This is a genomic window from Allobosea sp. P4_E12, assembly GCF_056401655.1.
Genome location: NZ_JBFUIY010000027.1, coordinates 37,382 through 62,408, shown reverse-complemented (window position 1 = coordinate 62,408; position 25,027 = coordinate 37,382). Strand labels below are relative to the sequence as shown.

General features: G+C 65.7%; 22 protein-coding genes and 1 pseudogene. 13 read left to right on the top strand and 10 right to left on the bottom strand.

Going from position 1 to position 25,027, the window contains the following annotated elements; genetic code table 11:
• Positions 1-839: 839 nt before the first annotated feature.
• Positions 840-1,838: a hypothetical protein gene (locus AC1DW9_RS27075; RefSeq protein ID WP_476776281.1), complete on the top strand. Its 999-nt coding sequence runs from the start codon at positions 840-842 to the stop codon at positions 1,836-1,838.
• 249 nt (positions 1,839-2,087) lie between these two features.
• Here AC1DW9_RS27075 and AC1DW9_RS27070 read toward each other — a convergent pair whose 3' ends face one another.
• Complete coding sequence (locus tag AC1DW9_RS27070; RefSeq protein WP_476770280.1) at positions 2,088-2,360, bottom strand: hypothetical protein; 273 nt, start codon at positions 2,358-2,360, stop codon at positions 2,088-2,090.
• Between the two features lie 464 nt (positions 2,361-2,824).
• Between AC1DW9_RS27070 and AC1DW9_RS27065 the strand changes: the two genes are divergently transcribed.
• A complete protein-coding gene (locus AC1DW9_RS27065) occupies positions 2,825-4,318 on the top strand; it encodes a sensor domain-containing diguanylate cyclase (RefSeq protein WP_476776280.1) in 1,494 nt (497 codons plus the stop codon).
• A gap of 122 nt (positions 4,319-4,440) precedes the next feature.
• On the opposite strand, the gene AC1DW9_RS27060 is transcribed toward AC1DW9_RS27065, so the two are convergent.
• Positions 4,441-5,586 (bottom strand): MFS transporter, encoded by a 1,146-nt coding sequence (locus tag AC1DW9_RS27060; protein ID WP_476770282.1) that lies wholly within the window; start codon positions 5,584-5,586, stop codon positions 4,441-4,443.
• 193 nt (positions 5,587-5,779) lie between these two features.
• On the opposite strand from AC1DW9_RS27060, the gene AC1DW9_RS27055 reads away from it, so the two are divergent.
• Positions 5,780-5,935 carry a c-type cytochrome gene (locus AC1DW9_RS27055; RefSeq protein WP_441493704.1) on the top strand — a complete coding sequence of 52 codons (156 nt, stop codon included), beginning with the start codon at positions 5,780-5,782 and terminating at the stop codon, positions 5,933-5,935.
• Between the two features lie 326 nt (positions 5,936-6,261).
• Positions 6,262-6,537: a hypothetical protein gene (locus AC1DW9_RS27050; protein ID WP_476776279.1), complete on the top strand. Its 276-nt coding sequence runs from the start codon at positions 6,262-6,264 to the stop codon at positions 6,535-6,537.
• Positions 6,538-6,632: 95 nt separating this feature from the next.
• On the opposite strand, the gene AC1DW9_RS27045 is transcribed toward AC1DW9_RS27050, so the two are convergent.
• The 3 genes from AC1DW9_RS27045 to AC1DW9_RS27035 all read right to left on the bottom strand — a co-directional run bounded on the left by AC1DW9_RS27045 (position 6,633) and on the right by AC1DW9_RS27035 (position 10,450).
• Positions 6,633-7,550: a 3-hydroxyacyl-CoA dehydrogenase NAD-binding domain-containing protein gene (locus tag AC1DW9_RS27045; protein ID WP_476776278.1), complete on the bottom strand. Its 918-nt coding sequence runs from the start codon at positions 7,548-7,550 to the stop codon at positions 6,633-6,635.
• Positions 7,551-7,641: 91 nt separating this feature from the next.
• Positions 7,642-8,631: a Bug family tripartite tricarboxylate transporter substrate binding protein gene (locus tag AC1DW9_RS27040; RefSeq protein WP_476776277.1), complete on the bottom strand. Its 990-nt coding sequence runs from the start codon at positions 8,629-8,631 to the stop codon at positions 7,642-7,644.
• A 79-nt stretch (positions 8,632-8,710) separates the two neighbouring features.
• Complete coding sequence (locus AC1DW9_RS27035) at positions 8,711-10,450, bottom strand: IlvD/Edd family dehydratase (protein ID WP_476855235.1); 1,740 nt, start codon at positions 10,448-10,450, stop codon at positions 8,711-8,713.
• A 64-nt stretch (positions 10,451-10,514) separates the two neighbouring features.
• Here AC1DW9_RS27035 and AC1DW9_RS27030 point away from each other — a divergent pair, with 64 nt between their 5' ends.
• From AC1DW9_RS27030 to rfbD, 3 genes are all read left to right on the top strand, one after another.
• Positions 10,515-11,201: a GntR family transcriptional regulator gene (locus AC1DW9_RS27030; protein ID WP_476776275.1), complete on the top strand. Its 687-nt coding sequence runs from the start codon at positions 10,515-10,517 to the stop codon at positions 11,199-11,201.
• Between the two features lie 129 nt (positions 11,202-11,330).
• Positions 11,331-11,681 carry a dTDP-4-dehydrorhamnose 3,5-epimerase family protein gene (locus AC1DW9_RS27025; RefSeq protein ID WP_476776274.1) on the top strand — a complete coding sequence of 117 codons (351 nt, stop codon included), beginning with the start codon at positions 11,331-11,333 and terminating at the stop codon, positions 11,679-11,681.
• Positions 11,681-12,574 (top strand): dTDP-4-dehydrorhamnose reductase, encoded by an 894-nt coding sequence (gene rfbD, locus AC1DW9_RS27020; protein WP_476776273.1) that lies wholly within the window; start codon positions 11,681-11,683, stop codon positions 12,572-12,574. The genes AC1DW9_RS27025 and rfbD overlap by 1 nt, the downstream gene beginning before the upstream one ends.
• Positions 12,575-13,067: 493 nt before the next feature.
• Here the strand turns inward: rfbD and AC1DW9_RS27015 are convergent, their stop codons facing one another.
• A complete protein-coding gene (locus tag AC1DW9_RS27015; RefSeq protein WP_476776272.1) occupies positions 13,068-14,870 on the bottom strand; it encodes a mechanosensitive ion channel family protein in 1,803 nt (600 codons plus the stop codon).
• Positions 14,871-15,241: 371 nt separating this feature from the next.
• Between AC1DW9_RS27015 and AC1DW9_RS27010 the strand changes: the two genes are divergently transcribed.
• Positions 15,242-15,475: a hypothetical protein gene (locus tag AC1DW9_RS27010; RefSeq protein WP_441493829.1), complete on the top strand. Its 234-nt coding sequence runs from the start codon at positions 15,242-15,244 to the stop codon at positions 15,473-15,475.
• 35 nt (positions 15,476-15,510) lie between these two features.
• Here the strand turns inward: AC1DW9_RS27010 and AC1DW9_RS27005 are convergent, their stop codons facing one another.
• Both AC1DW9_RS27005 and AC1DW9_RS27000 read right to left on the bottom strand, forming a co-directional pair.
• On the bottom strand, positions 15,511-16,413 hold the full coding sequence (locus tag AC1DW9_RS27005) for a PhzF family phenazine biosynthesis protein (protein WP_476776271.1): 903 nt from the start codon (positions 16,411-16,413) through the stop codon (positions 15,511-15,513).
• A 202-nt stretch (positions 16,414-16,615) separates the two neighbouring features.
• Entirely contained in the window at positions 16,616-17,494 is an 879-nt protein-coding gene (locus AC1DW9_RS27000) for a helix-turn-helix domain-containing protein (RefSeq protein ID WP_441508290.1), read from the bottom strand.
• A 161-nt stretch (positions 17,495-17,655) separates the two neighbouring features.
• On the opposite strand from AC1DW9_RS27000, the gene AC1DW9_RS26995 reads away from it, so the two are divergent.
• From AC1DW9_RS26995 to AC1DW9_RS26985, 3 genes are all read left to right on the top strand, one after another.
• Positions 17,656-17,991, top strand: coding sequence for a hypothetical protein (locus tag AC1DW9_RS26995; RefSeq protein WP_441508291.1), 336 nt, complete (start codon positions 17,656-17,658; stop codon positions 17,989-17,991).
• Positions 17,975-19,387 carry a M20 family metallopeptidase gene (locus tag AC1DW9_RS26990; RefSeq protein ID WP_441493832.1) on the top strand — a complete coding sequence of 471 codons (1,413 nt, stop codon included), beginning with the start codon at positions 17,975-17,977 and terminating at the stop codon, positions 19,385-19,387. Before AC1DW9_RS26995 ends, AC1DW9_RS26990 begins: the two co-directional genes overlap by 17 nt.
• A gap of 171 nt (positions 19,388-19,558) precedes the next feature.
• The gene (locus AC1DW9_RS26985; RefSeq protein ID WP_441508292.1) at positions 19,559-19,933 is read left to right on the top strand and encodes a VOC family protein; all 375 of its coding nucleotides are present in this window, start codon (positions 19,559-19,561) and stop codon (positions 19,931-19,933) included.
• Between the two features lie 269 nt (positions 19,934-20,202).
• Here AC1DW9_RS26985 and AC1DW9_RS26980 read toward each other — a convergent pair whose 3' ends face one another.
• Together AC1DW9_RS26980 and AC1DW9_RS26975 are read right to left on the bottom strand one after the other, a co-directional pair.
• Positions 20,203-22,275: a transglycosylase domain-containing protein gene (locus AC1DW9_RS26980; protein ID WP_476776270.1), complete on the bottom strand. Its 2,073-nt coding sequence runs from the start codon at positions 22,273-22,275 to the stop codon at positions 20,203-20,205.
• 152 nt (positions 22,276-22,427) lie between these two features.
• On the bottom strand, positions 22,428-23,024 hold the full coding sequence (locus AC1DW9_RS26975; protein ID WP_476769306.1) for an IMPACT family protein: 597 nt from the start codon (positions 23,022-23,024) through the stop codon (positions 22,428-22,430).
• A gap of 216 nt (positions 23,025-23,240) precedes the next feature.
• Here AC1DW9_RS26975 and AC1DW9_RS26970 point away from each other — a divergent pair, with 216 nt between their 5' ends.
• Positions 23,241-24,830, top strand: a complete 1,590-nt coding sequence (locus tag AC1DW9_RS26970; protein ID WP_476776269.1) for an alpha/beta fold hydrolase — start codon at positions 23,241-23,243, stop codon at positions 24,828-24,830.
• A gap of 60 nt (positions 24,831-24,890) precedes the next feature.
• A pseudogene (locus tag AC1DW9_RS26965) lies at positions 24,891-24,992 on the top strand (IS481 family transposase); the annotation flags it as partial.
• Between the last annotated feature and the right edge of the window lie 35 nt (positions 24,993-25,027).

Genomic DNA, 25,027 nt, shown 5'->3' with positions numbered 1-25,027 from the left:
GGTCTCAGGGGGCGCCTGGGTCCGGGGACAATCTGCCAGCCTTCTGGCCAAGCCGCCAACAGGGAGACTCGACCCCATCACGACCTTCAAGCATCGATATGCGAGGTCCGCAAAAGGGTGGTTTGCTGACCTATCGCGTCGTCGAATTTAACGTCATGCGCCCAAGCTGCTTGCCGCCTGATAGCAGAGCGCTGCAACCCGGCTCGGTCGCCGGAAGGCGCTAGCGGCGAACGCCGACCCTGTTGACACCCCCGTTGCGATTTCCCGGACGAGGCGCGGTGACGGCTCCGACCCCGACGGGCCGAGCGACGAGGCGCACACCGGGCCGCGCGACGCATCCGGCGGGATAACCAATATAGCTACAATAAACGACGGCATTTGCGACTTCCGTTGTCGCGGCAAGACCGGTGAAGGCGATTCCGGCCGTCGCCGTAGCGAAGATTGCAAGTTTGATCTTTGTCATTTCAGGTCCCCTGGACTTTCAAGACAGCAAGCGCTCGTGATGTTGAACCCTGCCATTATCGAAGTGGTGCGAAAATTGTACCTAGGGACATCAAATGTGCCGCCCAGTTCGGCGCGCGAAGAGGGCGGGCGTTTGGAGCATTTGCGTGGGACGGAAAGTCAAAGGCGAGACGCAGTGTCAAACTGTTAGCGTAAATTCCGGTTCTTTCGGGGGGCTTTAAATTCGTTAAACGAGAGGATCGTCTTTGACGGTTAGCGCTACTATACATTGAGACGGGGGATCGAAAACTCGGAGATCATCAGAATTTGGCTTGTGATGCCTGCGTCTATCTGGGCATTATGAGTGTTCCAGAGCTGATGGGCGGGAGATTAACTCCATGAAACGCCAAGCGACATCCAGTTGTGTTTCTGATGCCGCGGCCTCCCAACCGGTGTCGGGGCCCTGCGAAGCTGATATCCGCGCCCAACTCCACCGCATTTTAGAAAGCTGCGATTTCAAGGCGCCCGATCGGGTACGCCGGTTTCTGTCCTACGTGGTTGAACAGACGCTCGCTGGGCGGGCAGACCGCATCAAAGCCTATTCGGTCGCTGTCGAAGTCTTCGGCCGGGATACGAGCATCGACGTTCTGAACGATCCGGTCGTTCGTATCGAGGCCGGGCGGCTCAGGCGCGCCTTGGAGCTTTACTATTTCCTTGAGGGCAAGACAGACCCCGTCCTGATCGAAATTCCCAAAGGAAGTTACGTACCGAGCTTCTCCTGGCGACTGGACGATCAGACACTTGCCCAGCCTCTCTCAGCCCCAACGCCGCAGCCGAGGGCGCAAACCCGCGCATCATTCTTCGATTGGCTCAGGCGCCCCTGGCTCGTCGGCTCGGCTACCGCACTGGTGTTCGGCACTCTCTTGGCATTCATCGGGATGATAGACCAATCGCGACCGGCTGCGTCATCGACAAGCCCCCTTGGTCCTTCGCTTCTCGTCAAGGCCTTCACCAACCTCTCCCCGACCGCAGAAGCCGGTGCTTTCGCGACCGGTCTTTCCGAAGAGGTGCTTTCACAACTCGCGACCTTTCGGGAGTTGACGGTCGTTCGAAGCGAGGCTTCCAATGCGTTGGCGTCGCGGCGGTCCGTGGCCCGGCGCCATTTCGACGCCCGGCACATCCTTGAAGGCATGATCCGTGCTGGCGAGGGCAAACTCAGGATTACCAGCCGCCTCGTCGACCGAGACACATCAGCCATTATCTGGTCCGCAATTTACGAGGCCGATCTGCGTTCCGGGAAACTCATCGACCTCGAAAGTGGCGTAGCGCAAAAGATCGCCGTCGCGGTCGCTCAGGCCATTCGCGCCCCATCACGCCCGGTGTCGAACGCACGCTAAGGGCGAGACTGTGCGCGAATTGCCCGGTATACGCGCTCGGCCCAACTTCCGCTTAAGCGCGCGATCCGGCCCCTCGATGAACCCGGCCTGACTTCTGCAAACCACTCATCCGGACGCTCCCAGGCGAGGGGAGGAGTGTCCGAGCTGGGTCGCAAGTGGATTCCCCGGACGCAGGCAGACTGTGCCAAGTTTGGCGGATACTGGCAGGCGTTGCCTTCACGGGGAGGGATGCGTCAGTCGGTCCGGCTGTCACACGCCAAGGATGCCGATGGTGCCGGGATCGGAAACGGCCTCGGCCATCGCGATCGCGTCGCTCTCGATCGAGACCGCGAGGCGGCAGTAATCATCGAAGCTGAACATCGCGCAGCGTTGGTCCTGGGACCGGTGGGTGATCACCTCCCAGATGACGTCGTACTCCTCGCAGACGCCGCGAAACCGGGGGGCTTGCATTCGCGCGAAGCGATTGCGGAACGCGGGGAGCCTAAGCATGAGGCGGGCAAGCCCGCGTTCTTGAGCCGACATGGAACGCCCTCGTGAACCCACCAGAAGACATAGGTAAGGGCTGAAAGCAGGAACGATGTCGAGTATCATCGTTTCCACTAGAAATACTAACGCGGAACGCCAACAGCCTCAAATGTACTTTGGAGTGCGATCGACGATTTGTGCGTGAGATGCGGGATCGTAGTTAAGGCTGATTTGTCGGGTTCGCAGAAAGTCGCCGCCGCCGGGGCTTCCAGGGCTTCCTTCAGATCGACGATTTGCGCCGGCTGCGCCTCGCAGGTCCCTGCGGACAGAGGGCAGGAACAGGCGATGCTCCAGTATTGGCGTCGACGTGACGACCGCTCCTGCGCAGGCCGATCGGGCAGCGACCCGACGGGCGAACCTGCGCCACAACTTGCGGTATCATGGCGCCTGACGAATCAGGCTTGGCCGCCCCGGCGATCGGTGGCTTGAGCCCTCCGGGCAAGCCGGAATTGGAATGGTCGATGACAAGCGTGCCCCCTGCCATCACCCCTGTTGCCGCCGATGATCGGCATATGTTCGATCTCGCGCCGGTCTCGCTCTGGCTGGAGGATTATAGCGGCATCCAGGCGCTGTTTGCGGAATGGCGCACGCAGGGCGTCGACGATCTGCGCGCCTTCCTCGAAGCCGATATTGGGCGGGTCAAGGCCTGCTCCAGCCGCATCCGCCTGCTCAAGGTCAACCAGCAGACCCTGACTCTGTTCGGCGCCGACGACACCGCGCACCTGATGGCCAATCTCGACCAGGTCTTCCGGGCCGACATGCTGAAGAGCCATGTCGACGAGCTGGTCCAGCTCTGGGAGGGCAAGCTCGATTTCAGCAGCCGCACCGTCAATTACACGCTGTCGGGCGGCCGCCTCGACGTCCAGATCAACGGGCGCATCCTGCCGGGACATGAGGCGAGCTGGGACCGGGTGCTGGTCGCCATCGACGACATCACCGAACGCGAGCAGGCCCGGCGCGAGCTGGTGGCGAGCGAGGCCTATGCGCGCGGCCTGTTCGACCATTCGCCGGTCTCGCTCTGGGTCGAGGATTTCCGCCATGTCAAAGCCCTGCTCGACGATCTGCGCGAGCAGGGCATCGAGGATCTGCGCGTCTTCACCGAGGTGCACCCCGAATTCATCGACCGCTGCATGCACGAGATCAGGGTGCTCGACGTCAACAGGCACACGCTCGAGCTCTTCGCGGCGCGCGACAAGGCGCATCTGCTCGACAATCTCGACGAGGCTTTTCGCGGCGAGATGCGCGTCCCCTTCCGCGAGCAGCTCATCGATCTCTGGAACGGCAAGATCTTCCAGCAGCGCGAGGTGGTGAACTACAAGCTCGACGGCACCTTGCTCTACCTGCACCTGCAGTTCTCGGTGCTGCCCGGCCATGAACAGAGCTGGTCGCTGGTCCAGGTCGCGCTGACCGACATCACGGCAAGGCGCAAGGCCGAGGCCTATCTCGAATTCCTCGGCAAGCACGACGTGCTGACCAAGCTCTACAACCGCAGCTTCTATGTCGACGAGCTCAACCGTCTCGAACGCAAGCGCACGCAGCGCGTCTCGCTGATGCTGGTCGATCTCAACGGCCTGAAACGCGTCAATGACGAGTGCGGCCATGGCGCTGGCGACGATCTGCTGCGCCGCGCCGGCGAGGTGCTCGCCAAGGCGGTGGACAAGCCGCTCTTCGCGGCACGGATCGGCGGCGACGAATTCGCCGTGGTGCTGCCGGGCGCCGGCACGGGCGAGGCGGGGCTGGTTCTGGCCAATGTCCAGCAGCTGATCGAGCTCAATAACCAGTTCCATGGCGACACGGCGCTCAGCCTTTCGCTCGGCATGGCCACCTCCGAGCCGGGCGAAACCATGGAGTCCCTGGTGAAACGGGCCGACCGGCTGATGTATGAGAACAAGCGCAGCTACTACGCCAGCAACGATCACGACCGTCGCCGGCCGGACACGCCCCCCGCGCCCTGAGCTGGGGGCTCCAAGCGCCGGGCAGGGGCGATTGCGAAGGCCACAACGACCGTGAAGGGGTGGAGGCTGCCGGCATGGCAGGACTGAGCCGGGCCGAAGCTGTGAAGCGCGGGCGCCGACCCTCAGGTTTTGATGCGCGAGGACAGGCCGACGACGACCACGACCGTGATCATCAGGCAGCTCACGACGATCAGGGCCGTGGACAGGGAGACGGCCGTCATCACCGCGCTGGCCAGGATGACGCCGGTTGCGTTCGCGGTGCGAAGCAGGGCGAAGACCTCGGGCCGCTTCTTCGGAGGGGCGAGCGCGTCGAGAGCAAGCGAGTAATAGGTGCCGAGCGGGGCCAGAACCATTCCGACGAGGACCGCGCCAAGGACCGTGACCGCCAGCGAGATCTGGAGCGCGACGAGGATGGAGCCGACCGTCATGATCGTCAGCTGGATCAGGACAGCCCTGCGCGTCTGCATGCGGTTGCGAATGCTGACCCAGACACCGCCCGCCACCGAAGCCAGGCAAAGTGGCACCGTGAACAGGATCGCGAGCGTCGGTTGGTAGCCGAAATGCAGGGCGAGAGCGACAGCGCCGATCTCGATCGCCGCCACGGTCGATCCACCTGCGGCGGCGCACATCAGCCAGAGCAGGATCGCCGGGCTCACCACGGACGCATCGGGATGATGCGCGTCCTCCACTGCGGCTGCGGCGGTCGTCGGCACCAGCAGGGCTGGAATCGCCCCGAGCGCCGCGACAACCAGCACGGCGAAGACCGGCGAGACGCCGCCCAGCCCGGAGGCGGCCACGGGAGCCAGGACGAACGTCACCTCGTTGAGGGTCGCCGAGATGCCGAGCGCTCGCGGCAATTTCGCAGCCGGCGCCAGCGCGTTGAGCACCGTGCGCAGATAGCCGAAGGCAGCGCCGTTCACCGCCCCTGCCAGGGCTGAGAATGCGACGAGCCAGCCGAACGCGGCCCCGTGGTGAGCCAGCACTGCGATGGAGGCCAGCGCAAGGGTCCGGAAGACCACCAGCAGCCGCAGGAACGTCGTCGGCGGGAAGCGTCTGCCGACCCGGGTGATCGGGATCGCACCGACCACTTGCGCGAGCGTCATCGCCAGGATCATCGCTGCGCCGCCGCTCGTGTCTCCCGTCAGAGCCAGGGCGACCAGCGCGAAGGCGACCGGCCCTGCGGCCTGCGGGACAGAGAGCGTCGCCGATGAGATGAACCACCGGACAAGCAGGGCAGTGCTTGATGTCCAAGGTCTGGGTTTAGTCACGCACGGGAACCAAAAAACGGGCCGGGCCGGCCCCGGAGATTTTAATCCCGCAACAGGACTGAGGACGTTCCCTCGCCGGCCTGCGTAGCAATATTCGGCATGCTGTCAATCGAGCGGGAAGAGCCCGGCAGCCCCGCCGCGTTGATGGCCGACCCGCCGTCGGTCACCATCGCTTCGCCCACCCGCCGCCGAAATCTTCTGGATCGTCAAGAACGGGGTTCGGATGACCGGCATGCCGTCCTTCGCGGACAGCCATGGCGACGACGACCTGCGGGCCGCCGTTGCCTTCGTGCAGACGCTGCCGGGCATGACGGAGGAGCAATATGCCGCCTATGAGAAGGCGCAGTGAAGTTCCACTGGAACGTGATGATCTCAGCCCAAGCAGCCGGGATGACTCAGATATTGGCACGAACGCGGGAGTCCGCGCCGATGACAAGGTCCAAGCTGATCGCCTCGCATCGAGATGGATGATGCGCTCAGTCTCTCCGGGCAGAGGGATGTGTGGCACGGCGGGCGAGCGCTGTGCTAAGTTTGGCCCGTCGCGTGCAAGCGAGATGAGGCGCCGGCTCGTCCGGTGGGATCGCGGTCATCCCGCGGATGCCGAGCCCCACAATTCGTCACGCCGACCTGATCATGAGGCGCACTCCCACGTTTGGTCGACGGGAGGACAGACCGATGCGACACACCCTGACCGACAAGGCGTTTGCGGCGGCCCTGGTCCTGGCCGCGACATCGCCAGCCTGGGCGCAGGATCAACGCCCCGGGTTCAGCCAATCCCTCACCTGCAGCTTCAGCCACGACCAGGGGGAAACGAGGATCACGCTGAGTGGCCGCTGCTCCGGCGCGCTTGACTTCAGCCTCTCCGTCCAGATCGAGCGCCGGGACGCGTCGCGGACGCGGGGGCAGAAGAGAACCTTCCGCGAGGGCACGGGGCCGATCACCGATTTGTAGGGCACCTGTCAGGGCCGAGGGGCGTGCCGCCGCCTGATCCGCGAAGGGACTGCGCGCGGGATTTGCTGCGCGCCAACTCAGGCCTGTGACCCCGCCTACTCGCTCACCAGCTTGCGCGATTTCAGCAGCGCCAGCAGGCCCTCGTCGCGGCGCGCTTCCAGCTCGGCGATCGAGCGGCCGGCGCTCTCCTCTGCGACCCCCTCGACGATCCGGCGCTGCACCTCTTCGCTTAAAGTCGGTTGGCCGAGCGATTCCCAGCGCCTGAGCTGGCTCGGCCCGAGATGGGCAAGATAGCCCTTGATGCCGCCGGCGCCGCCGCCGAGGTGATAGGTCATGTGCGGGCCCATCAGGGCCCAGCGCAGACCCGGCCCATGGCACAGGGCGGCATCGATATCGGCGACGCTGGCGACGCCCTGCTCGACCAGATGGACCGCCTCGCGATAGAGCGCCGACGCCAGCCGGTTGGCGATATGGCCCGGCATTTCCCGGTTCAGCACCACGGGCCTGCGCCCCAGCGCGCGATAGAAGGCGCTGGCGCGGGCAATGACGGCCTCATCCGCGCCGATGATCTCGACCAGGGGCACGAGATGGGGCGGGTTGAACGGATGGGCGACGATGATGCGCTCGGGCCGGAGGCACTCGGCGACGATGGCGCTGCGCAGCAGGGCCGAGGTGCTGCTGGCGATGATCGCATCCGGCGCCGTCTGGGCGTCGATCTGGCTCAGCAACTGCCGTTTCACGGCCTCGTTCTCCGGGCCGTTCTCCTGGATGAACTGCGCGCCTTCAAGCACCGCGCCGAGCCTGGTCGAAAAGCTGAGCGCCCCCGCCCCGTCAAGCCCCAGTTCGGTGAGCTGCGCCCGCGCCCGCGCGACGTAAGTGAAGAATTTCTCCTCGGCTGCGGGCGAGGGGTCGTAAGCCGCGACAGCGACGCCATGAGCACAGGCGAGCGCCGCCCAGCTCGCGCCGATCATGCCGGCGCCGACAATGGCGATGCGCTCGATGGGGTTTGTCATGATGCTCTCGCTCCCAAGGGCTGGCGTCGATGAGCGCAGGATCTCACCGGTGCCACCGCTCCGGCCTAGCGCAGCGCGGAGCCAAATTCCATCACTCCGGCTTCAGCCCGGTCGCCTTGATCAGGTCGCTCCATTTCGTCATTTCGCTGTCGATCAGCGCGGCCGCCTCGGCAGGCGTGCCGGGCTTGGGCGTCACGCCCTGCAGCTTCATCGCTTCCAGCGCCTTGGGGCTTTTCAGCGCCTTGACGATCTCGGCGTTGAGCTTGTCGATGATCGGCTGCGGCGTGCCGGCCGGGGCGAGCACCCCGAACCAGGAGCCGATCTCGAAATCGGGCAGCCCCTGCGCGATCGCCGTCGGATAATCCGGCATGAAGGGGGAGGGCTCGCGGCCGGTGGTCGCGATCGCCTTCAGCGAGCCCGCATTCACATGCTGGAGCACGGAGGGAATGGTGTCGAACATCACCTTGACCTGGCCGCCGATCATGTCGGTCATCGCCGGGCCGCTACCGCGATAGGGCACATGGCCGAGCTTCGTCCCGGCGCGCGCATTGAACATCTCGCCGGCCAGATGCTGCGGCGAGCCGTTGCCGGAGGAGGCGTAGTTGAAGTCCTCGGGCTTGGCCTTGGCGAGCGCGATCAGCTCGGGGATGGTCTTCGCCTGCACCGAGGGGTGGACGACGAGCGCCAGGCCGACCGTGCCGGCGATGGTGACCGGCGCGAAATCCTTCTTCAGGTCGAAGCCGGGCTTGGCCTGCAGCCCCATATTGATCGAGTGGCTGGTGAGCGCGCCCATCAGCAGCAGATAGCCATCGGGCTGGGAGCGGGCGACGGCAGCCGCGCCGACGCTGCCGGCCGCGCCGGCGCGGTTCTCGACGATGACGCGCTGGCCGATCGTCTGCGAGAGTTCCTCGGCGATGACGCGGCCGATGATATCGGTCGCCCCGCCCGGCGCATAGGGCACGAGCAGCGTGACCGGCCTTTGCGGATAGGCCTGCGCGCCTGCGGGACCGGCAAGGGCAAGTGACAGACCGGCAAGCGAGAGAGCGGCGAGCGTGCCGCCGAGAAAGGCGCGTTTCAGCATCGGGCAGTGTCCTCCGGGTTGGGCTGCGGGCCGGTTCGTCCGGCCCTGCATCACGTGTCTTGAGCCGCGTTGCGGCCGGTCAGCAGAAGTCGAAATCGCAGCCTTCGTCGGCCTGGAGGACGCTTTTCAGATAGAGCCCGCGATAGCCGCGCGAGGGCTCGCTGAGGTGGGCGGGCGCCTGCCATTGCGCCCTGCGGCGGTCGAGCTCGGCCGCCTCGACCAGCAATTCGATCTGGCGGGCGGGCACGTCGAGCCTGATCAGGTCGCCATCGCGGACCAGCCCGAGCGGGCCGCCCACCGCCGATTCAGGCGTGATGTGCAGGACGATCGTGCCGAAGGCGGTGCCGCTCATGCGGGCGTCCGAAATCCTGACCATGTCCTTGACGCCGGCCTGGGCGAGCTTCTTCGGGATCGGCAGATAGCCGGCCTCCGGCATGCCGGGCGCGCCCTTGGGCCCGGCATTGCGCAGGACGAGCACGTCATCGGCGGTCACGTCGAGCGCGGGATTGTCCATGCGCGTCACCATGTCCTCGACGGAGTCGAAGACGAGGGCCCGGCCGGTGTGCTGGAGCAGGGCAGGAGAGGCGGCCGAATGCTTGATCACCGCGCCGCCCGGCGCCAAGTTGCCGCGCAGCACGGCCATGCCGCCGGTCTGCTTCAGCGGGTTTGCGGCGCTGCGGATGATCGTCTGGTTCGGCACCTCCTCGGCGGCCTCCGCGATCTCGCCGATGGTCTGGCCGCTGATCGTGATGGCGTCGAGCGCCAGATGCGCGCGCAGCTCCTTCATCAGCTTCGGCACGCCGCCGGCCCAGTGGAAATGCTCCATGTAATGATCGCCCGACGGCTTCAGATCGATCAGCACCGGCACGGCGCGGCCGATCGCGTCGAACTCCTCGAGATCGATGCTCAAGCCTGCGCGCCGCGCGATGGCCGCGAGATGGACGAGCCCGTTGGTCGAGYCGCCGATCGCCTGCAGCACCACCATGGCGTTGCGGAAGGCGGTCTCGGTCAGCAATTCGCTCGGCCGCAATCCACGTGAGCTCTCGCCCCCCTTGGCCAGCGCAACAGCCTGCTTGCCGCTGGCTTCGGCGGCGCGGATGCGGTCGGCATGGGTTGCCGGAATCGTGCCGGTGCCGGGCAGCGCGATGCCGAGCGCCTCGACGAGGCAGCCCATGGTGCTGGCCGTGCCCATGACCATGCAGGTGCCTTGCGTCGGTGCGAGCCTGCCGCTCAAGACCTCGATCTCGGCCTCGTCGATCGTGCCGGCCCGGTGCTGGCCCCAGAGCCTGCGGCAATCCGTGCAGGCGCCGAGGATCTCGCCCTTGTGGTGGCCGACCAGCATCGGGCCGGTGATGAGCTGGATCGCGGGGATATCGGCCGAGACCGCGCCCATCAGCTGCGCCGGCACGGTCTTGTCGCAGCCGCCGATCAGCACGACCGAATCCATCGGCTGGGCGCGGATCATCTCCTCGGTGTCGATCGCCATCAGGTTGCGCAGGAACATCGAGGTCGGGTTCGAGAACGACTCGTGGATCGAGACCGTCGGGAACTCCATCGGCAGGCCCCCGGCGAGCATGACGCCGCGCTTCACCGCCTCGATCAGGCGCGGCACATTGCCGTGGCAGGGGTTGAAGTCGCTGAAGGTGTTGGTGATGCCGATGATCGGCCGGTCGAGCGCATCGTCGGAAAAGCCGGCCGCCTTGATGAACGCCTTGCGCAGGAACAGCGAAAAGCCGGGATCGCCATAGCTGGCGAGATTGCGGCGCATGCCGCGCGGGGCCGGTTTGGCGGAGGCAGTGTTGTCATCGGTGCTCGTCATGACATGATGAGGCGTTGCCGTTGGCAGGATTGTCAACAATTATGTTGGAACTGGAATAAGCCGCATGTCCGTCCTCGCGCTGAAGCCTGCCACCGCCGACCGCACCCGCATGGTGGCCGATGCCCTCGAGGAGGAGATCGTGCTTGGCTGGCTCCTGCCGCGCGAGCGCCTGATCGAGGAGGACATCGCCGCTCGGCTCGAGGTGAAGCGCCATGTCGTGCGCGAGGCGCTGGCCGAGCTGGAGCGGGTCGGGCTGGTCGAGCGCGTGCCGAACAAGGGCGCAGCCGTCAGGCTGCTGGAGCCGCAAGAGGTGCGCCAGATCTATTCGGTGCGCGAGGCGCTGGAGACCTTGGCGGCTGAGCAGATTCCGCTGCCGGCGGGCTCCGAGATCGTCTCACGGCTGAAAGCCATTCAGGAGGTCCATGCGGCCGCGGTCACTGACGCCGACGCGCGCGCGGCCTTCCGCGCCAATATGGCGTTTCACGAGGCGCTCTTTGCCGCATGCGGCAATCCGCATCTCGTCGAGCTGATCCAGATGATGGCGCAGAAGGTTCATGGCGCCCGTTCGATCACGGCGGCCAGCCCCTCGCATCTGGCGCTGGCCTGCGCCGAGCATTGGGCGATGATCGCCGCGCTCGAGGCCGGCGACCGGGCGAGGCTGGTCCAGCTCTGCCGCGACCATCTCCGCCCCTCGCGCGACGCCTATATCGCCGCCGTGGAGCAGAGGCAGGGCCGCGATCAGGCGCGATAGGGGGGCTTTGGCCGGGGGGCGGGTGACAATGTCCGGAACTGCCTTTTCTGACGTTGGGTACGTCCGCTTTTCGGCCATTCAATTTGGCGAAGACGAGGCTGATCTTCAGCACTGGAGGTCACTATGATCATGAGCCGGGAGGTGTTGCGGACTCGGGCCCCGCTCGCGTCCATAGACGAGCCGCGAAAATTCGTCGATCTACGTGGGGGATCGGTTCAAGCGGACAACATCAGGGCCAGCGGTCATATCGTGCCGCGCAAGCAGGCCGGAGACATGACAATGCCCTTCGTCACACACGAGCCGGACACCGAAGTGCTCTGCAAGACCACCGGGCCCTACGCGCCCGAGAACGATCATGGGCTTGCCTTCGATGATCCGGCCCTCGGCATCGCCGAGGCTCTGCCCCTGTCCTCGCTGCCCCTCTCCGAAAGGGATCGCAAGCATCCGCGGCTCGCCGAGATGCTGCGGTTTTTCGACTGATGGGTCTGCGCATCGTCGTCACCGGTTGGACCGGCCAGGTCGTCCGCGCCATGCTGGAGCGCGTGCCGGCCGGTGTTGAAGTCGTCGCGCTCCGCCGCCCGGATCTGGATCTCGCCATCCCCAAAATGATCGCGCCAGCACTGCGCGCGGCCAGGCCCCATGTCATCGTCAATGCGGCGGCCTATACGGCGGTGGACCAGGCTGAGAGCGAGCCCGGCCTCGCCATGCGCGTCAACGGCGAGGCGGCCGGTGAAGCGGCGCGCGCGGCTGCCGCACTTGGCGTCCCCGTAATCCAGATTTCGACCGACTACGTCTTCGACGGGGCGCTCGACCGGCCCTATCGCGAGGACGATGCGACCGGGCCGATCTCAGCCTATGGTGCCAGCAAGCTGGCCGGCGAGCGGGCGGTCGCGGCCGCCTCGGACAACCACGCGATCCTGCGTACGGCCTGGATCTACAGCCCCTTCGGCAAGAATTTCGTCAAGACCATGCTGCGCCTGGCCGAAACAAGCGACGAGGTCGGCGTGGTCGCGGACCAGCATGGCTGCCCGACCAGCGCGCTCGACATCGCCGACGCCGTCCTGGCGGTGGCGCGCAATCTGGTCGCCCGCCCCCAGGACGAGACACTGCGCGGCATCTTTCACATGAGTGCTGCGGGGGAAGCGGTCTGGGCCGATGTCGCCGAGGCGATCTTCGCAGACCGGGAGCGGCTCGGCGGCAAGCCGGTCGCGGTCAAGCGCATCGCCACGACGGATTACCCGACGCCAGCGCGGAGGCCGGCCAATTCACGGCTCGACTGCGGCAAGCTCGCCGCGCGGCACGGCGTTACGCTTCCCGCATGGCGCGGCTCGCTGGCGACCTGCGTCGAGCGTCTCCTCAAGGATCAGGGATAGACCACGTCCAACTGCGGCGGATGAGCCTCACGCACCATGGCGATCTCCGCCGTGACGCGGAAGAAGCGGGCGATCTCGCAGATATCGCCGTGCTCGGCCGGGGCGTCTTCCCTGACGGGATCGAACGATTGCCGACGCGATTGGCGCCAAATGGCAAGACCCGGCGACCGGGCAATGCGCGAAATGATCCCGATAGGTTTCGTCTGCTGATCGGACAGCGATCGATCGGATGAAGGCTTCGACTGTCAGGCCGTGCCGACAGGTTAAAGCCCCGCCCGAGATACGCCCGGTGTCCGGTTGGCTGACGGCCGGAGGATCGATGGAGCGCGATATGGCTGAGATCGCGATGGTCGCCATGGGATCGGTTGTCTATTCGTTGACCTGCTGGGTCGCCCTAGCGCCCCGTCGCAGATGAGCGGTCGGGGCTTCTGGCTGGACCGGTTCTTGTGGCGCAAGGCCCCGATGTCCGGTAAACGAAGGCGAACAGGCGGGCTCACCCACCCATCTCGGGGACATGAAGGGGCTTGGGCACCAGTTTGATGCCGTTCTCCGCCAGCACGATCCGCACCTTGGACAGGATAGCCTTGCGGATCTGGAATTGACGCCCGGCCCGGGCCTTGTATTTGGCGCGGATCACCAGAGTGCCTTCCTCGAGGGCTGCAATGCCCTGGCTCTTGAACGGCTCAAGCAGATCGGCGTTCAGCTCCGGATCCGCTTCGATCTCCTGCCCGATCTTCTTGAACAGTTTCCGCACGGCTTCGACATCGGTGTCCAAGGCAACTCGGAACATCATCTTCTCGATGACCCATTCGCGGCTGAAATTCTGGATCTTCCCGATCTGCCCGAAAGGAATGGTCGCAACCGGACCACGCGGGTGCCTCAGGGAGACCGATCGCAACGAAATTCTCTCGACAGTGCCCTTGGCTCCCGAGGTCTCGATATATTCGCCCAGGCGGAAGGCATCATCGACGAGGAAGAACAGACCGGCCACCACATCCTTGACCAGTGTCTGGGAGCCCAGCCCGATCGCCAGGCCGAAGATCGAGAGGCCGGTGATCAGCGGCCAGACATTGATGCCGAGCATCACCAGGACGGTCAGAGCCCCCAGCGTCAGAAGCGCGGCCTTGGTGAGGCCCACGAGCAATGGGCCGACAGTGGTCAGCCGCGTGCCGATCATGGCGGCGGGGACCTGCGGATCGCCCGGCGTTTGAGGTCTGATGCGCGCGGCCATGATGGCCACCCAGTTCCAGCAGAAGGCAATGACCAGCACGAGCATCAGGATCTCGCCGGCTTTCAGCAGGACGGTGCCCCGCGGAATACCGACGACATCCAGGATCGGCAGGAGCCAGAGCGTGGCCAAGACCGCGAGAATCGATGCGGCGACCACGATGCGGAAGGTGCGCCACAGCGCGCCCGTCAGTTCTCCGCCCTGCGAGCGAACCGCCTGCCAGCCGCGTCTTTCGATGGCGACGTCGAGATGAGGACCAGCGAGAACCAGAAGAAGCGAAAGCAGCAACAATCCGCCCCGCGTCGGCCTTCCGATCGTCAGGTCCAGCTGGATGAAGAGGAAGGCGGCGATGACGACCGCCACCACCAGCCCGGGCCAGAGTGCAGCCAGCTTCCGGCGGAGCGATCCTGCCCGGCTGCCGAATGACAGAACCCTGGTCACCAGCCCGCGATGACGAAGATACGCGGCTGCGACCAGAATGGTGAACGGCAAGGACACCGCGAATGTCGCGAAGAGATCGCGTAGCGGATCGGCCGCATTCCATATGCGCAGACAGGCAAGGACCACCAGGCCGCCGGCCGCGATGCCAATGGCGACCGCGAGATCGCGTCGCCAAGGCCAGAAGATCGACCGGCGACCGGTGGCCAGCGGGAAACAGATCATTGTCGCCACGGCCGAGATCACGACGCAGTTGAGCAAGGCGCGGCGGAGCACCGTATCGGTGATAAGACCGAGGAGCAGGACCCAGGCCGCCAGCACCGCGAGCAAGGCGGCCGCGAACCAGGCGGCCCCGAACAGAAGCGGCCGGGCCTTCTCTTTGCCGATGATCGCGCTGGCAAAAGCTGCCGTTGCAACAGCGGCAATCAGGCAAACCGCTGCAATGCCGAGAGCCAGCAGCGCGGGACGATAGCCGGCGGCCTCCAGACCTTGGACGAAATCGTGCCACGCACCGCCGGACGAGAGCCAGCCTGACAGCCTCCTCGTCAGACCGTCCTCGATCAGCATGGAGAACCGATGGAGCATCCCGGATGCAACCTCGAGCTCGTCGGTCGTTGAAACAGCAGCCATGGTCTCAGTCTCGCGTGGAAGTCGACGACACCAGTCCGTCCAAGCCAGACAATTGTCCGGTACGGAGAACGTTCTGAACGCCTTGCAAGGGAGGGACGCCCCGATACTGCCGGGATAGGGCTGCGGCCTTCGCGGCGCAATCCGGCATAGGGCTTGCCCCCCTGGCCTGGCGCGGGGGCCACCTGCTGTCGATCCTGAGAACCGTCGCGCAGGAGACTGTGTCGGCAGACTGCGGAAAGGCGAGATCGCGCGCCGTTGCGCCTGACATTGCTGCTTGTCCCCTGCCGTGCCGGCTCCTGCGTGAGCGCTCCGGCTCGCTGCAGCACGCAATCGCGGACGAATCGGCCCGCGAGTCCCGCGGCGGGCATTTCGTGCGTGGACAGCCTGCCCGTCTTGCCATTTCGCGCCAATCGCGACCGATCGAACACGGCAGCAAACCGGCCCATCTGGCGCAGGCCTGCGCCGGGCAGGGGGCGATGATCGCAGCGTTCGAGGCCGGCGACCGGGCAGGGCTGGTCGAGCTCTGCCGCGACCAGCCCGGCCCCTCGCGCGACGCCTCTATCGCCGCAGTCGAGCCACGGCAGGGCCGCGATCAGGCGCGATAGGGGGCTCGACCAGGAGAAGCGTCGGCGCGAAACCCCTAGACGGCAAAGCGCTCGCTGCCCTGATGCCATTCGTGCGGTTCCGCTGGCTTGACGGAGCCTCCAAGAAGACAGCCGACCGGCCTGTCATCGGCAAATCCCAGGCGCACGCCGATCTCGGACAGGGAACCCATGGCCCGCCCTTGAAGAATGGTGATGCGCTGGCTGTCGCGACCCACCAGCCCGTTCCTGAGCAAGCCGAAGGCCAGGGCCGCAGCCGCGATGCCGGTTGCTGCATCCTCGGGATAGCCTGAGGATTTCGGGAATTGCCGCGCCTCGAAACGCCGCGCGCCCCGATCCTCGATCGCGTAGGGATACAGGCCCGTGGAGCCGATGCGCCCGCAGCAGTCTTCCGTCCGCCTCATGTTCGACGAGAGGCCATTCAGAAGCGCGGTGCTTTTCATGGGGATGAGCGTCTTGACGCGCGATGTCACCGCATTCTGGATGGGAAGGTCGAGGAGATCACGGCGCGAGAGGTTGAGGGTCGCCAGAACCTCCTCCTCCTCGGCCGCTGTCAGGTCGACGACCTTGCCGGCCGGCTGGCTGATCTCGACCGACGGGTCATCGGGATCCGTCAGATCGACATAGCCGGTCACCGGTCCGCTGCGCGTTTCGATGCGCAGCTGATCGGCCCGGAGCCTGCCAGCCATGGCCAGGCACCACAGCGCACCGATCGTGGCGTGCCCGCACATTTCCATCTCGTGGCGCGGCACCCAGAAGCGGAAGGCATAATCGAAATCGGCACTGGACCCCGGCAGGACGAAGCCGGATTCGTGGCCGAAGCGCTGGGCCTCCGCCTGCATTCCTGCTTCCGGCCATCCCGACGCGTCGATCGCGATCGGGCAAGGATTCCCGCCGCTTCCCCTATGGGTGAAGACGTTGACAAGCCTGATGTCGTTCATCGTCGCAGCCTCGCTCACGTCATGGACGGCGCGATGGCGTCGACGACGGCAGCCCCGAAGCCGATCGGCATCGTCCTCGTCAGATCCGAACGGATGACGAAGCCATTTGGTTGAGCGCCCTGCATCGCATGTCCTCGCCTGGCTCTTGAAGCATCCCGCCAGGATAAGGGGCGGGGCGGCCCCTTGCGCGACCGAGCGGGCCTCAAGATTTGTCGGATCGGGCCAGGTCCCGCCGCGCGGTCGTCGGTGTCAGCCCGGTCAGGCGCTTCATCGCCCGCGCCAGGGCGGAGCCGGATTCGAAGCCGACGCGCCAGGCGATCTCGCCAATCGGAAGCGTGGTCGCGACCAGCAACTCCTGCGCCTGCCTGATCCGCACATGGTCCTGGAAGGCGGCGATCGAGAAGCCTGTCTTGCCGCGGAACAAGCGGGTTGCATGGCGTCTGGACAAGCCGAACCTGTCGGCGATGAGGTCGAGCGGCAGGTCCTGGCTGGCGTTCTGGCTGATGAACGACCTGATCTCCGAAACGAGCATCTCGCCATGACCCTCAGGGCGCGCGCCGGACAGTTCATCGCTTCGCTCGATCTGCGCGAGGCAATTGATCAGCAATGCCGCAGCGAGGTGGCTGCGCGTGACCTGCGCAACGGCGTCGTCGGCCTGTCCACTCTGGCACAGCCCGCGAAGCGACCGGATCTCGGACGTCATTGGGAAAAAGCCTGTTCGTCCGAGCTTGCTGCGCACACGATGCAATGAGCCGATGCGGGCCTCGATCTTCGCCAGTTGTCCATCTGCAGCGTAGATCGCCACATGGCGATGGATCGGTCGGGCTGCCGAGGTCTGGTGCGCGAGACCCTGTGGAACCACCGCGAAACGGTCCTCGCTCAGCCAGGCGCCGGATTGTCTGGTCTCGTCGCGGAAATCGACCGCTCCGACATGCGGCAGGAATATCATCAGGCAGTCGTGCCAATGCCACGGCATGCGGTATTCGGAGCCGCCGCCCATCAGCGTCAATTGCTCATCGCCGTCGGCAAGCAGCGCGCCTACCGCGGAGCTGTCCCGAAGCTGTTGGATCGACCGGAGCATGTTGGCATGCCTAGCATCAGAAGCGAGATCGGAAAATGATTGGCTCCTGCACTCGCGTCCGGCAAGCACCGGCGGTCTCTGCGCGCGAGCCCGACAGGATTATCCCCCAGGGGGCGTCAGGGTTTGGAGACGATCCGCCTTGCCACTCGATTTCGAAGGCGATGACCCGCAGCGAAGAATCCATCAAGGACCGCGCGAAACGCGATGGCAGCGTGATCTCCGCGCCGGCATCCGCCATTGGCGCTGAAGAGAGGCGCCGAAAGCGGGAACGGACAAAGGCAAGCATCGCGAATTTCGGAGCGCACAAGCAAACCTCGATCAGTCTGCAACAATTGCCGATTCTTCTGAGTAAAATTCGGCCATTCTGCCGTTCGCCTTGTAGTAGCCTCTCGAAGGCTGTGGCTGTCGATATCCGGCGATTGCGGATGACGGCGGCCTTCAGCCGCCTCTATGGCGCGAATGCAATCTCGGGAGAAGGCTGTGCAGAATACCGATAAGATTTGGACGATCGTCGATTCAAAGCAGGCGGACTACATCGAGTTGAGCGACCGCGTCTTTGAAATGCCCGAACTCAACTACCGCGAGGTTAAGTCGGCTGCGGCCCACGCCGAGCAGCTTCGGCGCGAGGGATTTCGCGTGGAGACGAGCATCGCCGGATTGCCGACCGCCGTCATGGGCGAGGCGGGAGAGGACGGCCCGGTGATCGCTATCCTCGGCGAGTACGACGCGCTGCCTGAGCTCTCGCAAGCCCCCGGCATGTCCGAGCATCAACCGCTTCCGAACCAGCCGGCCGGCCATGGCTGCGGCCATAACCTGCTGGGGGCCGGCGCCATGCTGGCGGCCGCGGCGGTCAAGGATTTCCTCGCGGAGCGTGGGCTCAAGGGCCGCGTCCGCTACTATGGTTGCCCGGCGGAAGAAGGTGGGGCAGGCAAGGCGTTCATGGTCAAGGAGGGCGCCTTCAAGGACGTCGACATCGCGATTTCCTGGCATCCCGCGGATTTTGCGGCGGTGACGGCAGCCATATCCCTGGCCAACACGACGATCGACTTCGAGTTTTCCGGGCGCGCCAGCCATGCCGCCGCTTCTCCGCATCTCGGCCGTTCAGCGCTCGACGCCGCCGAGTTGATGAATGTCGGCGTCAACTACATGCGCGAGCACATGCCGAGCGATGCGCGCATCCACTACGCGTATCTCGAAGCAGGCGGCATCGCGCCGAACGTTGTCCAAGCCAAGGCCAAGCTCCGATATGTCGTGCGGGCGACGATGGTCTCCCAGGTCCATGAACTCCTCGCCCGGGTCCGGAAAATCGCCGAAGGAGCGGCACTGATGACGGAGACCACGGTCACCAGCGAAGTCGTCAGCGCGATGAGCAGCTTGCTGGCGAACACGCCCCTGGAGGATGCCATGCAGCGCAATTTCGATCGGCTTGGCCCGCCTCCGTTCGATGCAGACGACGTCGCCTTCGCCAGGCGCATGCAGAAGAGCGTGACGCCCGCGCATATCGAAAGCGCATTTCGCCGCTCGGGATTGCCGGTGACGGATTTTCCCCTGTGCAACGCGATCGCACCCAAGGAGGTGCCGGGGCCGCGTATGATGGGCTCGACCGATGTCGGTGATGTCTCCTGGGCCGTGCCGACGGTACAGGCGCGGGGCGCGACATATACGATCGGCACGCCGGGGCATTCCTGGCAGTTGACGGCCCATGGTCAATCGCCGCTGGCGCACAAGGGCATGGTTCACGTTGCGAAGGTCATGGCGGGCGTAGCCGCGGACGTGCTCGTCGAACCGGGATTGCTGGAAAAGGCCAAGGCCGACTTCGAGGAGCGCCTGGTCCGGACGCCCTATAAGGCGCTCCTGCCAGACGACGCCAAGCCACCTTTCCACATGTTCTGACGAATGGAGGGCCATGGCCCGGCCGACGAATGGTCGGGCCATGGCCGCGAGCTCGCGCTCGCTCACCGAGCCTCCCAAGCCCCACAATCGCCTGTGCCGCGACGGCATTCTGGGGGGCGCTTGCGGACCGCGCGCGACTATCTCGCGCAGGCCCTATTTGGAGATAAGACTATGTTCACTCACGTCATGATCGGCAGCAACGACCTGGAGCGGGCCAGAGATTTCTACGACGCCACATTCGCCGCGTTGGGAGGCGAGCCTGGCGAGATAGATGCCAGAGGCAGGCTGATCTATGCCCACAAGGGCGGTCGGCTGATGATCACGAAGCCGATCGACGGCAATCCAGCGACCGCGGCCAACGGTGGGACTATCGGTATCGCCGCTGCAAGCCGCGACCATGTTCTCGCGTGGCATAAGGCCGGCACCACGCATGGTGGGACGGCGATCGAGAGCCCACCCAGCGAGCGCCCGAACGGAGCCTTCGTCGCCTACCTTCGCGATCCGGACGGAAATAAGCTCACCGCGCGCTCTCAGCCGACGAAGTAACACAACCGGCAACAGCCGCTCCCAAGATCATCCCGCCTTTCGGGAGATCCGCCGGCAAGCGGACGGTCCAATCTCGGCCTCTCCTTTCGGGGCAATCGGCCCGACAGGAAGCGTACCTCCCCGCAGTCCCAGATGGGTCGCGAACGGAATTCAGGCGAGACGATTGGCAATCTCTGCTTCCAGGCCACCAGCCAGAGTCTGCTCCTGGCGCAGCCTCGGAGCGGCTCTGTGACAACTACGGGCTCAGCTCTGGGCCGAACGACCGAACCTCAGAGCCCGAACAGCCTCTCGAAGAAATTCTTCTGGCGCCTGGTGCGTTGCCGGGGCTGGCCCTTGCCGCTTTCATTGGCGTAGCGCGGATCCTGTCCGGCGCCGGCCACGCCCGCCAGGCCGACCGGCTTCTGGTCCTTGAGGGCGATCTTCATGAAATTGTGCCAGATATCGGTCGGGAGGTTGCCGCCGGATACGCCCTTGGTGGGTGTGCTGTCGTCGTTGCCGAGCCAGACGCCGGCAACCAGATTGCCGGTGAAGCCCACGAACCAGGCGTCCTTGTAGTCGTTGGTGGTGCCGCTCTTGCCGGCCATGGGCCAGCCGGGCATCCGCGCCCTTTGGGCCGTACCGATGACGAAGACGTTGTGCAGCATCGCGTTCATCATCGCATCGGTGGCGGGATCGATGACCCGGCCCGCATCGTCCGGCGCCGGGCGGTTGAAGATTGGCCTGCCATCCGCAGCCTTCACCTCGGTGATCACGTAGGGCACGACCCCGACGCCCCCGTTGGCGAAGCTGGCATAGGCGCCGACGAGCTCGAGCGGCGTGACTTCGGAGGTTCCGAGCGCGATCGTGGGGTCGGCCTGGAGCGGCGAGGCGATGCCCAGGCGCTGCGCCGTTTGCACGACAGCCTGAGGACCGACCTCCATGGTGAGCTTCACCGCCACCGTGTTGAGGGAGAGGGCGAGAGCATTGCGCAGCGTGATCGGCCCGCGATAGCCGCGGTCATAGTTCTCGGGCTTCCAGCCGTTGATGTTGACCGGCGAATCCGAGCGCACGGTGTCGGGGCGAAGCCCCCGCTCGAGCGCCGTCAGATAGACGAAGGGCTTGAAGGCCGAGCCCGGCTGGCGGCGGGCGGAGGTCGCCCGGTTGAACTGGCTCGTCTCGTAGTTGCGGCCACCCACCAGCGCTGTCACGGCCCCGTCCGGCCGCATCGCCACGAAGGCGCCCTGGCTCACATTGAATTTCTGGCCCTTGGCGTCGAGTTCGTCCACGAGCACCCGCTCGGCCGCCGCCTGCAGGGCTGGCTCGAGGGTGGTCGAGACCACGATGTCGGAATCGATGGCGCCGACGGTGTCGTCGAGCGCTTCCATCACGTAGTCGGCGGCATAATTGGCGGAGCCGGCCGCCTTGGGACGCACGATCTGCGCCGGTGCGCCAAGAGCCGTGCTGGCCATGTCGGGGGTGATGAAGCCGAGCTCCTTCATCGCCGCGATGACGCGTTCGGCGCGGGCCTGTGCGGCTTCCCGGTTGCGGCTGGGGGCCAGGCGCGAGGGGGACTGGACGAGGCCGGCCAGCAGGGCGGCTTCCGACAGCGACAGGTTGCGGGCCGACTTGCCGAAATAGCGCTGCGCCGCGGCCTCGACACCATAGGCACCGGCGCCGAAATAGACCCGGTTGAGATAGAGTTCGAGAATCTGGTCCTTGCTGTAGCTGCGCTCCAGCCAGAGCGACAGGATCGCTTCCTGGATCTTGCGCGAGACCGTGCGCTCCTGGGTCAGGAACAGGTTCTTGGCGAGCTGCTGGGTCAGCGTCGAGCCGCCCTGGAGGCCTCCGTCATGGGCCAGATTGCGGTAGGCTGCGCGGACGATGCCCATCAGGTCGATGCCCCAATGGTCGTAGAAGCGCCGGTCCTCGATGGCGACGAAAGCCTTGGGCAGGGAGGGCGGCAGCTCCCGCAGCGAGACCTCGCGGCCGCCCGTCTCGCCGCGATTGGCGAGAGGCGAGCCGTCGCTCGCCAGGATGGCGATGTTCGGGGGCCTTTTCGGCACCGTGAGCTGGCTGAGCGGAGGCAGCTGCGCGGCGTAGTAGGCGACGCCGCCGCCCAGGCCGACGAGGCCCCCCAGGCAGAGCAGGAGCCCGGCATAGGCCAGCTTTCTCAGGACCGAGCCGCCGCCCGCGCGTCGGGCCTTCCCGGGCTGGCTGGACGCGTCATCGCTGGTCTGAGAGGCCGGCCCGCGCGCCGTGGTCTCGCCCTCCCGATCCTCGGAGGAGGGGCGAAAATCCAGCTCATGCGCGTCCGTCGCCAGCGCGTCGACAAGCGGCTCGCGCCGGTCACATCCGTTCGCCACCTGTGGTCAGCCCCCAATCCGTGCAGCCGGTGCAATCGGGCGCTTCTGACATCGGGTCTTGGCGCAACTAAGACCAGCAGACAAAGTGCTCTGTCGCCATCTCCATGCCAGCGCGATGTCGCCGGGCCAGCACCCGCCCGGAGATCGAGAACCTAGTCGTCCCATCTGATCGCCGCGCGTCCGCTGGTGATGTCCCTGACCAGTTTGGAGACCAGATCGGCCTCCAGCTTTGGAACCGACACCGACAGCACTGCGCCGGTATCCGTGAAGACCTGATCGCGCAGCTGCACCCCCGGCAGATCACCAAGCCGCGCCTGGACGCGCGCCAGATCGCCGAACGCGCAGGTGATCGTCACTGATGCCGCCTCGACCAGCGCCACCGTCTCGGCCGCGCGCAAGCAGAGGGCGGCCGTGCCGCCATAGGCGCGGATCAAGCCGCCGCTGCCGAGCAGGACCCCGCCGAACCAGCGCGTCACGACGACGGCGACGCCGTCCAGCGCTTGCCCGTCGATGGCCGCGAGTATCGGCTTTCCCGCTGTGCCGCTCGGTTCTCCGTCATCGTTGAAGCGATAGCCTTGTCCGCAACGCCAGGCCCAGCAATTGTGATTGGCCGCCGGGTCCGAGTGGGCAGCGATGAACTCCTTGGCTGCCGCCTCATCCGCAACGGGAGCGGCGGTCGCAATGAAGCGGCTCTTCTTGATCTCCTGCCGGAATGAGTTGAGCCCAAGGAGTGTGAAGCGGTTTTCCATGCGCTCATGTACCGGCTCAGGAGCACCCTGGGCAAAGCCAATGACAGATCTCCGCCTGGGCGCGACCGGGACTGGTGCGTCACCCATGGCAGCAAGGCCGACCGCGCGTTAGACTGAAGCCGGCCCATCGATCGGGCTGGCCGAGGCCGGTGCGAAGCTTCGGACCGGGGGCGCGGACAACGTCTCTGCCGCCGGCGCAAAGGAGTGTGGGGCCTGATGGACCGCTTCGATGCGATGCAGGTTTTTCTGGCGGTCGTCGATGCCGGCAGCCTGTCTGCGGGAAGCCGCAAGCTGAACGCGCCGCTGCCGAGCGTCAGCCGGAAAGTCGCGGAGCTCGAGCGCCATCTCGGTACGCGCCTGCTCGTCCGGACCAGTCGGAATGTCCAGCTCACCGATGCGGGGCGCGACTATGTCGATGCGGCACGCCAGATCATCGCACAGTCCGTCCACGTCTCCGCCTTAACCCCGAGGAGAACCGCCATGCCTGGTCCGCACCCGTTGATCGGCCGCAGGAGCTTCATCGCATCAACCGTCGTGGGAACGATCGGCGCGATGCTTCCCGCCGTGAACGCGATAGCAGCGCCGTCTCCCTCGCGCTCGCCGCAGGAGACTGAGGCCGCAGACCCGAAGGCGAGCGGCGACCGTTCGATCCGGCCATTCCGCTACCACGCGACCGACGAAGAACTCGCCGAGCTGAAGCGCCGCATCAAGGCGACGAAATGGCCCGAGCGCGAGAACGACCCGACCCAGGGCGTCAGCCTCTCGACCATCGAGAAGCTCGCCGCGTATTGGGCGGACCAGCATGACTGGCGAGACGTCGAAGCACGGATCAACAGCTACCCGAACTTCGTCACGACGATCGACGGGGTGGATATTCACTTCATCCAGGTGAAGTCGAAACACCCGAACGCGCTGCCGGTGATCGTCACGCATGGTTGGCCCGGGTCGATCATCGAGCAGTTGAAGATCATCGACCCGCTCACTGATCCGACCGCTTTTGGCGGCACTGCAGCCGATGCCTTCGATGTCGTGATCCCGTCGCTGCCGGGCTATGGCTTTTCCGGCAAGCCGGCCGTCAACGGCTGGGATCCGCAGCATGTCGCACGCGCCTGGGCGGTGTTGATGCAGCGGCTCGACTACACGCGCTATGTCGCGCAAGGCGGCGATTGGGGCAATGCGGTCACCGAGCAGATGGCGCTGCAGCGCCCGGCCGGGCTGGCCGGGATCCACACCAACATGCCGGCGACCGTTCCCGCCGAGATCGCCCCGCTGCTTCCCAACGGCCCCGAGCCCGCGGGCCTGGATGCCGAGGAAAAGCATGCCTGGGACCAGCTCGTCGATTTCTATGCGAACGGGCTCGGCTACGCGCAGGAAATGGCGGGCCGGCCGCAGACTCTCTACGCGCTGGCGGATTCGCCGGTGGGGCTGGCAGCCTGGATCATCGACCACGACATCCGCAGCTACAACCTCATCGCGCGCGTCTTCGATGGCGCGAAGGAGGGCCTGACCCGGGACGATATCCTCGACAACATCACGCTGTACTGGCTGACGAACACGGCGGTCTCATCGGCGCGGCTTTACCGGGAAAGCAAGCTCGCGTTCTTCGCGCCCAAGGGGGTGCCGCTGCCGACCGGTGTCAGCGCATTCCACGACGAGATCTACCAGGCGCCGGAAAGCTGGACGCGCAAGGCCTATCCGAACCTGGTCTTCTACAGGCGCCACGACACGGGCACGCATTTCGCGGCCTGGGAGCAGCCGCAAGCCCTGACGGACGATCTGCGCGCGACATTCCGCTCGCTGCATTGAGGCGTCGCACAAAGTGCACGGTTCCGGCCGCGGGCTTCTGCCGAGCCTGCGGCCGGAACGCATCCCCAGAACTGGCATCGCCCCCACGGCGGAATCCAGGCCAAGACACCCATCAGCAGACTCGCTCTCGACGAGGACAACCTGTTGACGCTCCACAGCTAGATCATCGGACCGGACACGATTTCCGGTCCGATGAT

Excerpts from the sequence above, each read along its gene's own strand:
- AC1DW9_RS27075 (WP_476776281.1), top strand. The coding sequence starts at position 840 with ATGAAACGCCAAGCGACATCCAGTTGTGTTTCTGATGCCGCGGCCTCC.
- AC1DW9_RS27070 (WP_476770280.1), bottom strand. The coding sequence starts at position 2,360 with ATGTCGGCTCAAGAACGCGGGCTTGCCCGCCTCATGCTTAGGCTCCCC.
- AC1DW9_RS27065 (WP_476776280.1), top strand. The coding sequence starts at position 2,825 with ATGACAAGCGTGCCCCCTGCCATCACCCCTGTTGCCGCCGATGATCGG.
- AC1DW9_RS27050 (WP_476776279.1), top strand. The coding sequence starts at position 6,262 with ATGCGACACACCCTGACCGACAAGGCGTTTGCGGCGGCCCTGGTCCTG.
- AC1DW9_RS27045 (WP_476776278.1), bottom strand. The coding sequence starts at position 7,550 with ATGACAAACCCCATCGAGCGCATCGCCATTGTCGGCGCCGGCATGATC.
- AC1DW9_RS27040 (WP_476776277.1), bottom strand. The coding sequence starts at position 8,631 with ATGCTGAAACGCGCCTTTCTCGGCGGCACGCTCGCCGCTCTCTCGCTT.
- AC1DW9_RS27030 (WP_476776275.1), top strand. The coding sequence starts at position 10,515 with ATGTCCGTCCTCGCGCTGAAGCCTGCCACCGCCGACCGCACCCGCATG.
- AC1DW9_RS27025 (WP_476776274.1), top strand. The coding sequence starts at position 11,331 with ATGAGCCGGGAGGTGTTGCGGACTCGGGCCCCGCTCGCGTCCATAGAC.
- rfbD (WP_476776273.1), top strand. The coding sequence starts at position 11,681 with ATGGGTCTGCGCATCGTCGTCACCGGTTGGACCGGCCAGGTCGTCCGC.
- AC1DW9_RS27015 (WP_476776272.1), bottom strand. The coding sequence starts at position 14,870 with ATGGCTGCTGTTTCAACGACCGACGAGCTCGAGGTTGCATCCGGGATG.
- AC1DW9_RS27005 (WP_476776271.1), bottom strand. The coding sequence starts at position 16,413 with ATGAACGACATCAGGCTTGTCAACGTCTTCACCCATAGGGGAAGCGGC.
- AC1DW9_RS27000 (WP_441508290.1), bottom strand. The coding sequence starts at position 17,494 with ATGCTCCGGTCGATCCAACAGCTTCGGGACAGCTCCGCGGTAGGCGCG.
- AC1DW9_RS26995 (WP_441508291.1), top strand. The coding sequence starts at position 17,656 with ATGACCCGCAGCGAAGAATCCATCAAGGACCGCGCGAAACGCGATGGC.
- AC1DW9_RS26985 (WP_441508292.1), top strand. The coding sequence starts at position 19,559 with ATGTTCACTCACGTCATGATCGGCAGCAACGACCTGGAGCGGGCCAGA.
- AC1DW9_RS26975 (WP_476769306.1), bottom strand. The coding sequence starts at position 23,024 with ATGGAAAACCGCTTCACACTCCTTGGGCTCAACTCATTCCGGCAGGAG.
- AC1DW9_RS26970 (WP_476776269.1), top strand. The coding sequence starts at position 23,241 with ATGGACCGCTTCGATGCGATGCAGGTTTTTCTGGCGGTCGTCGATGCC.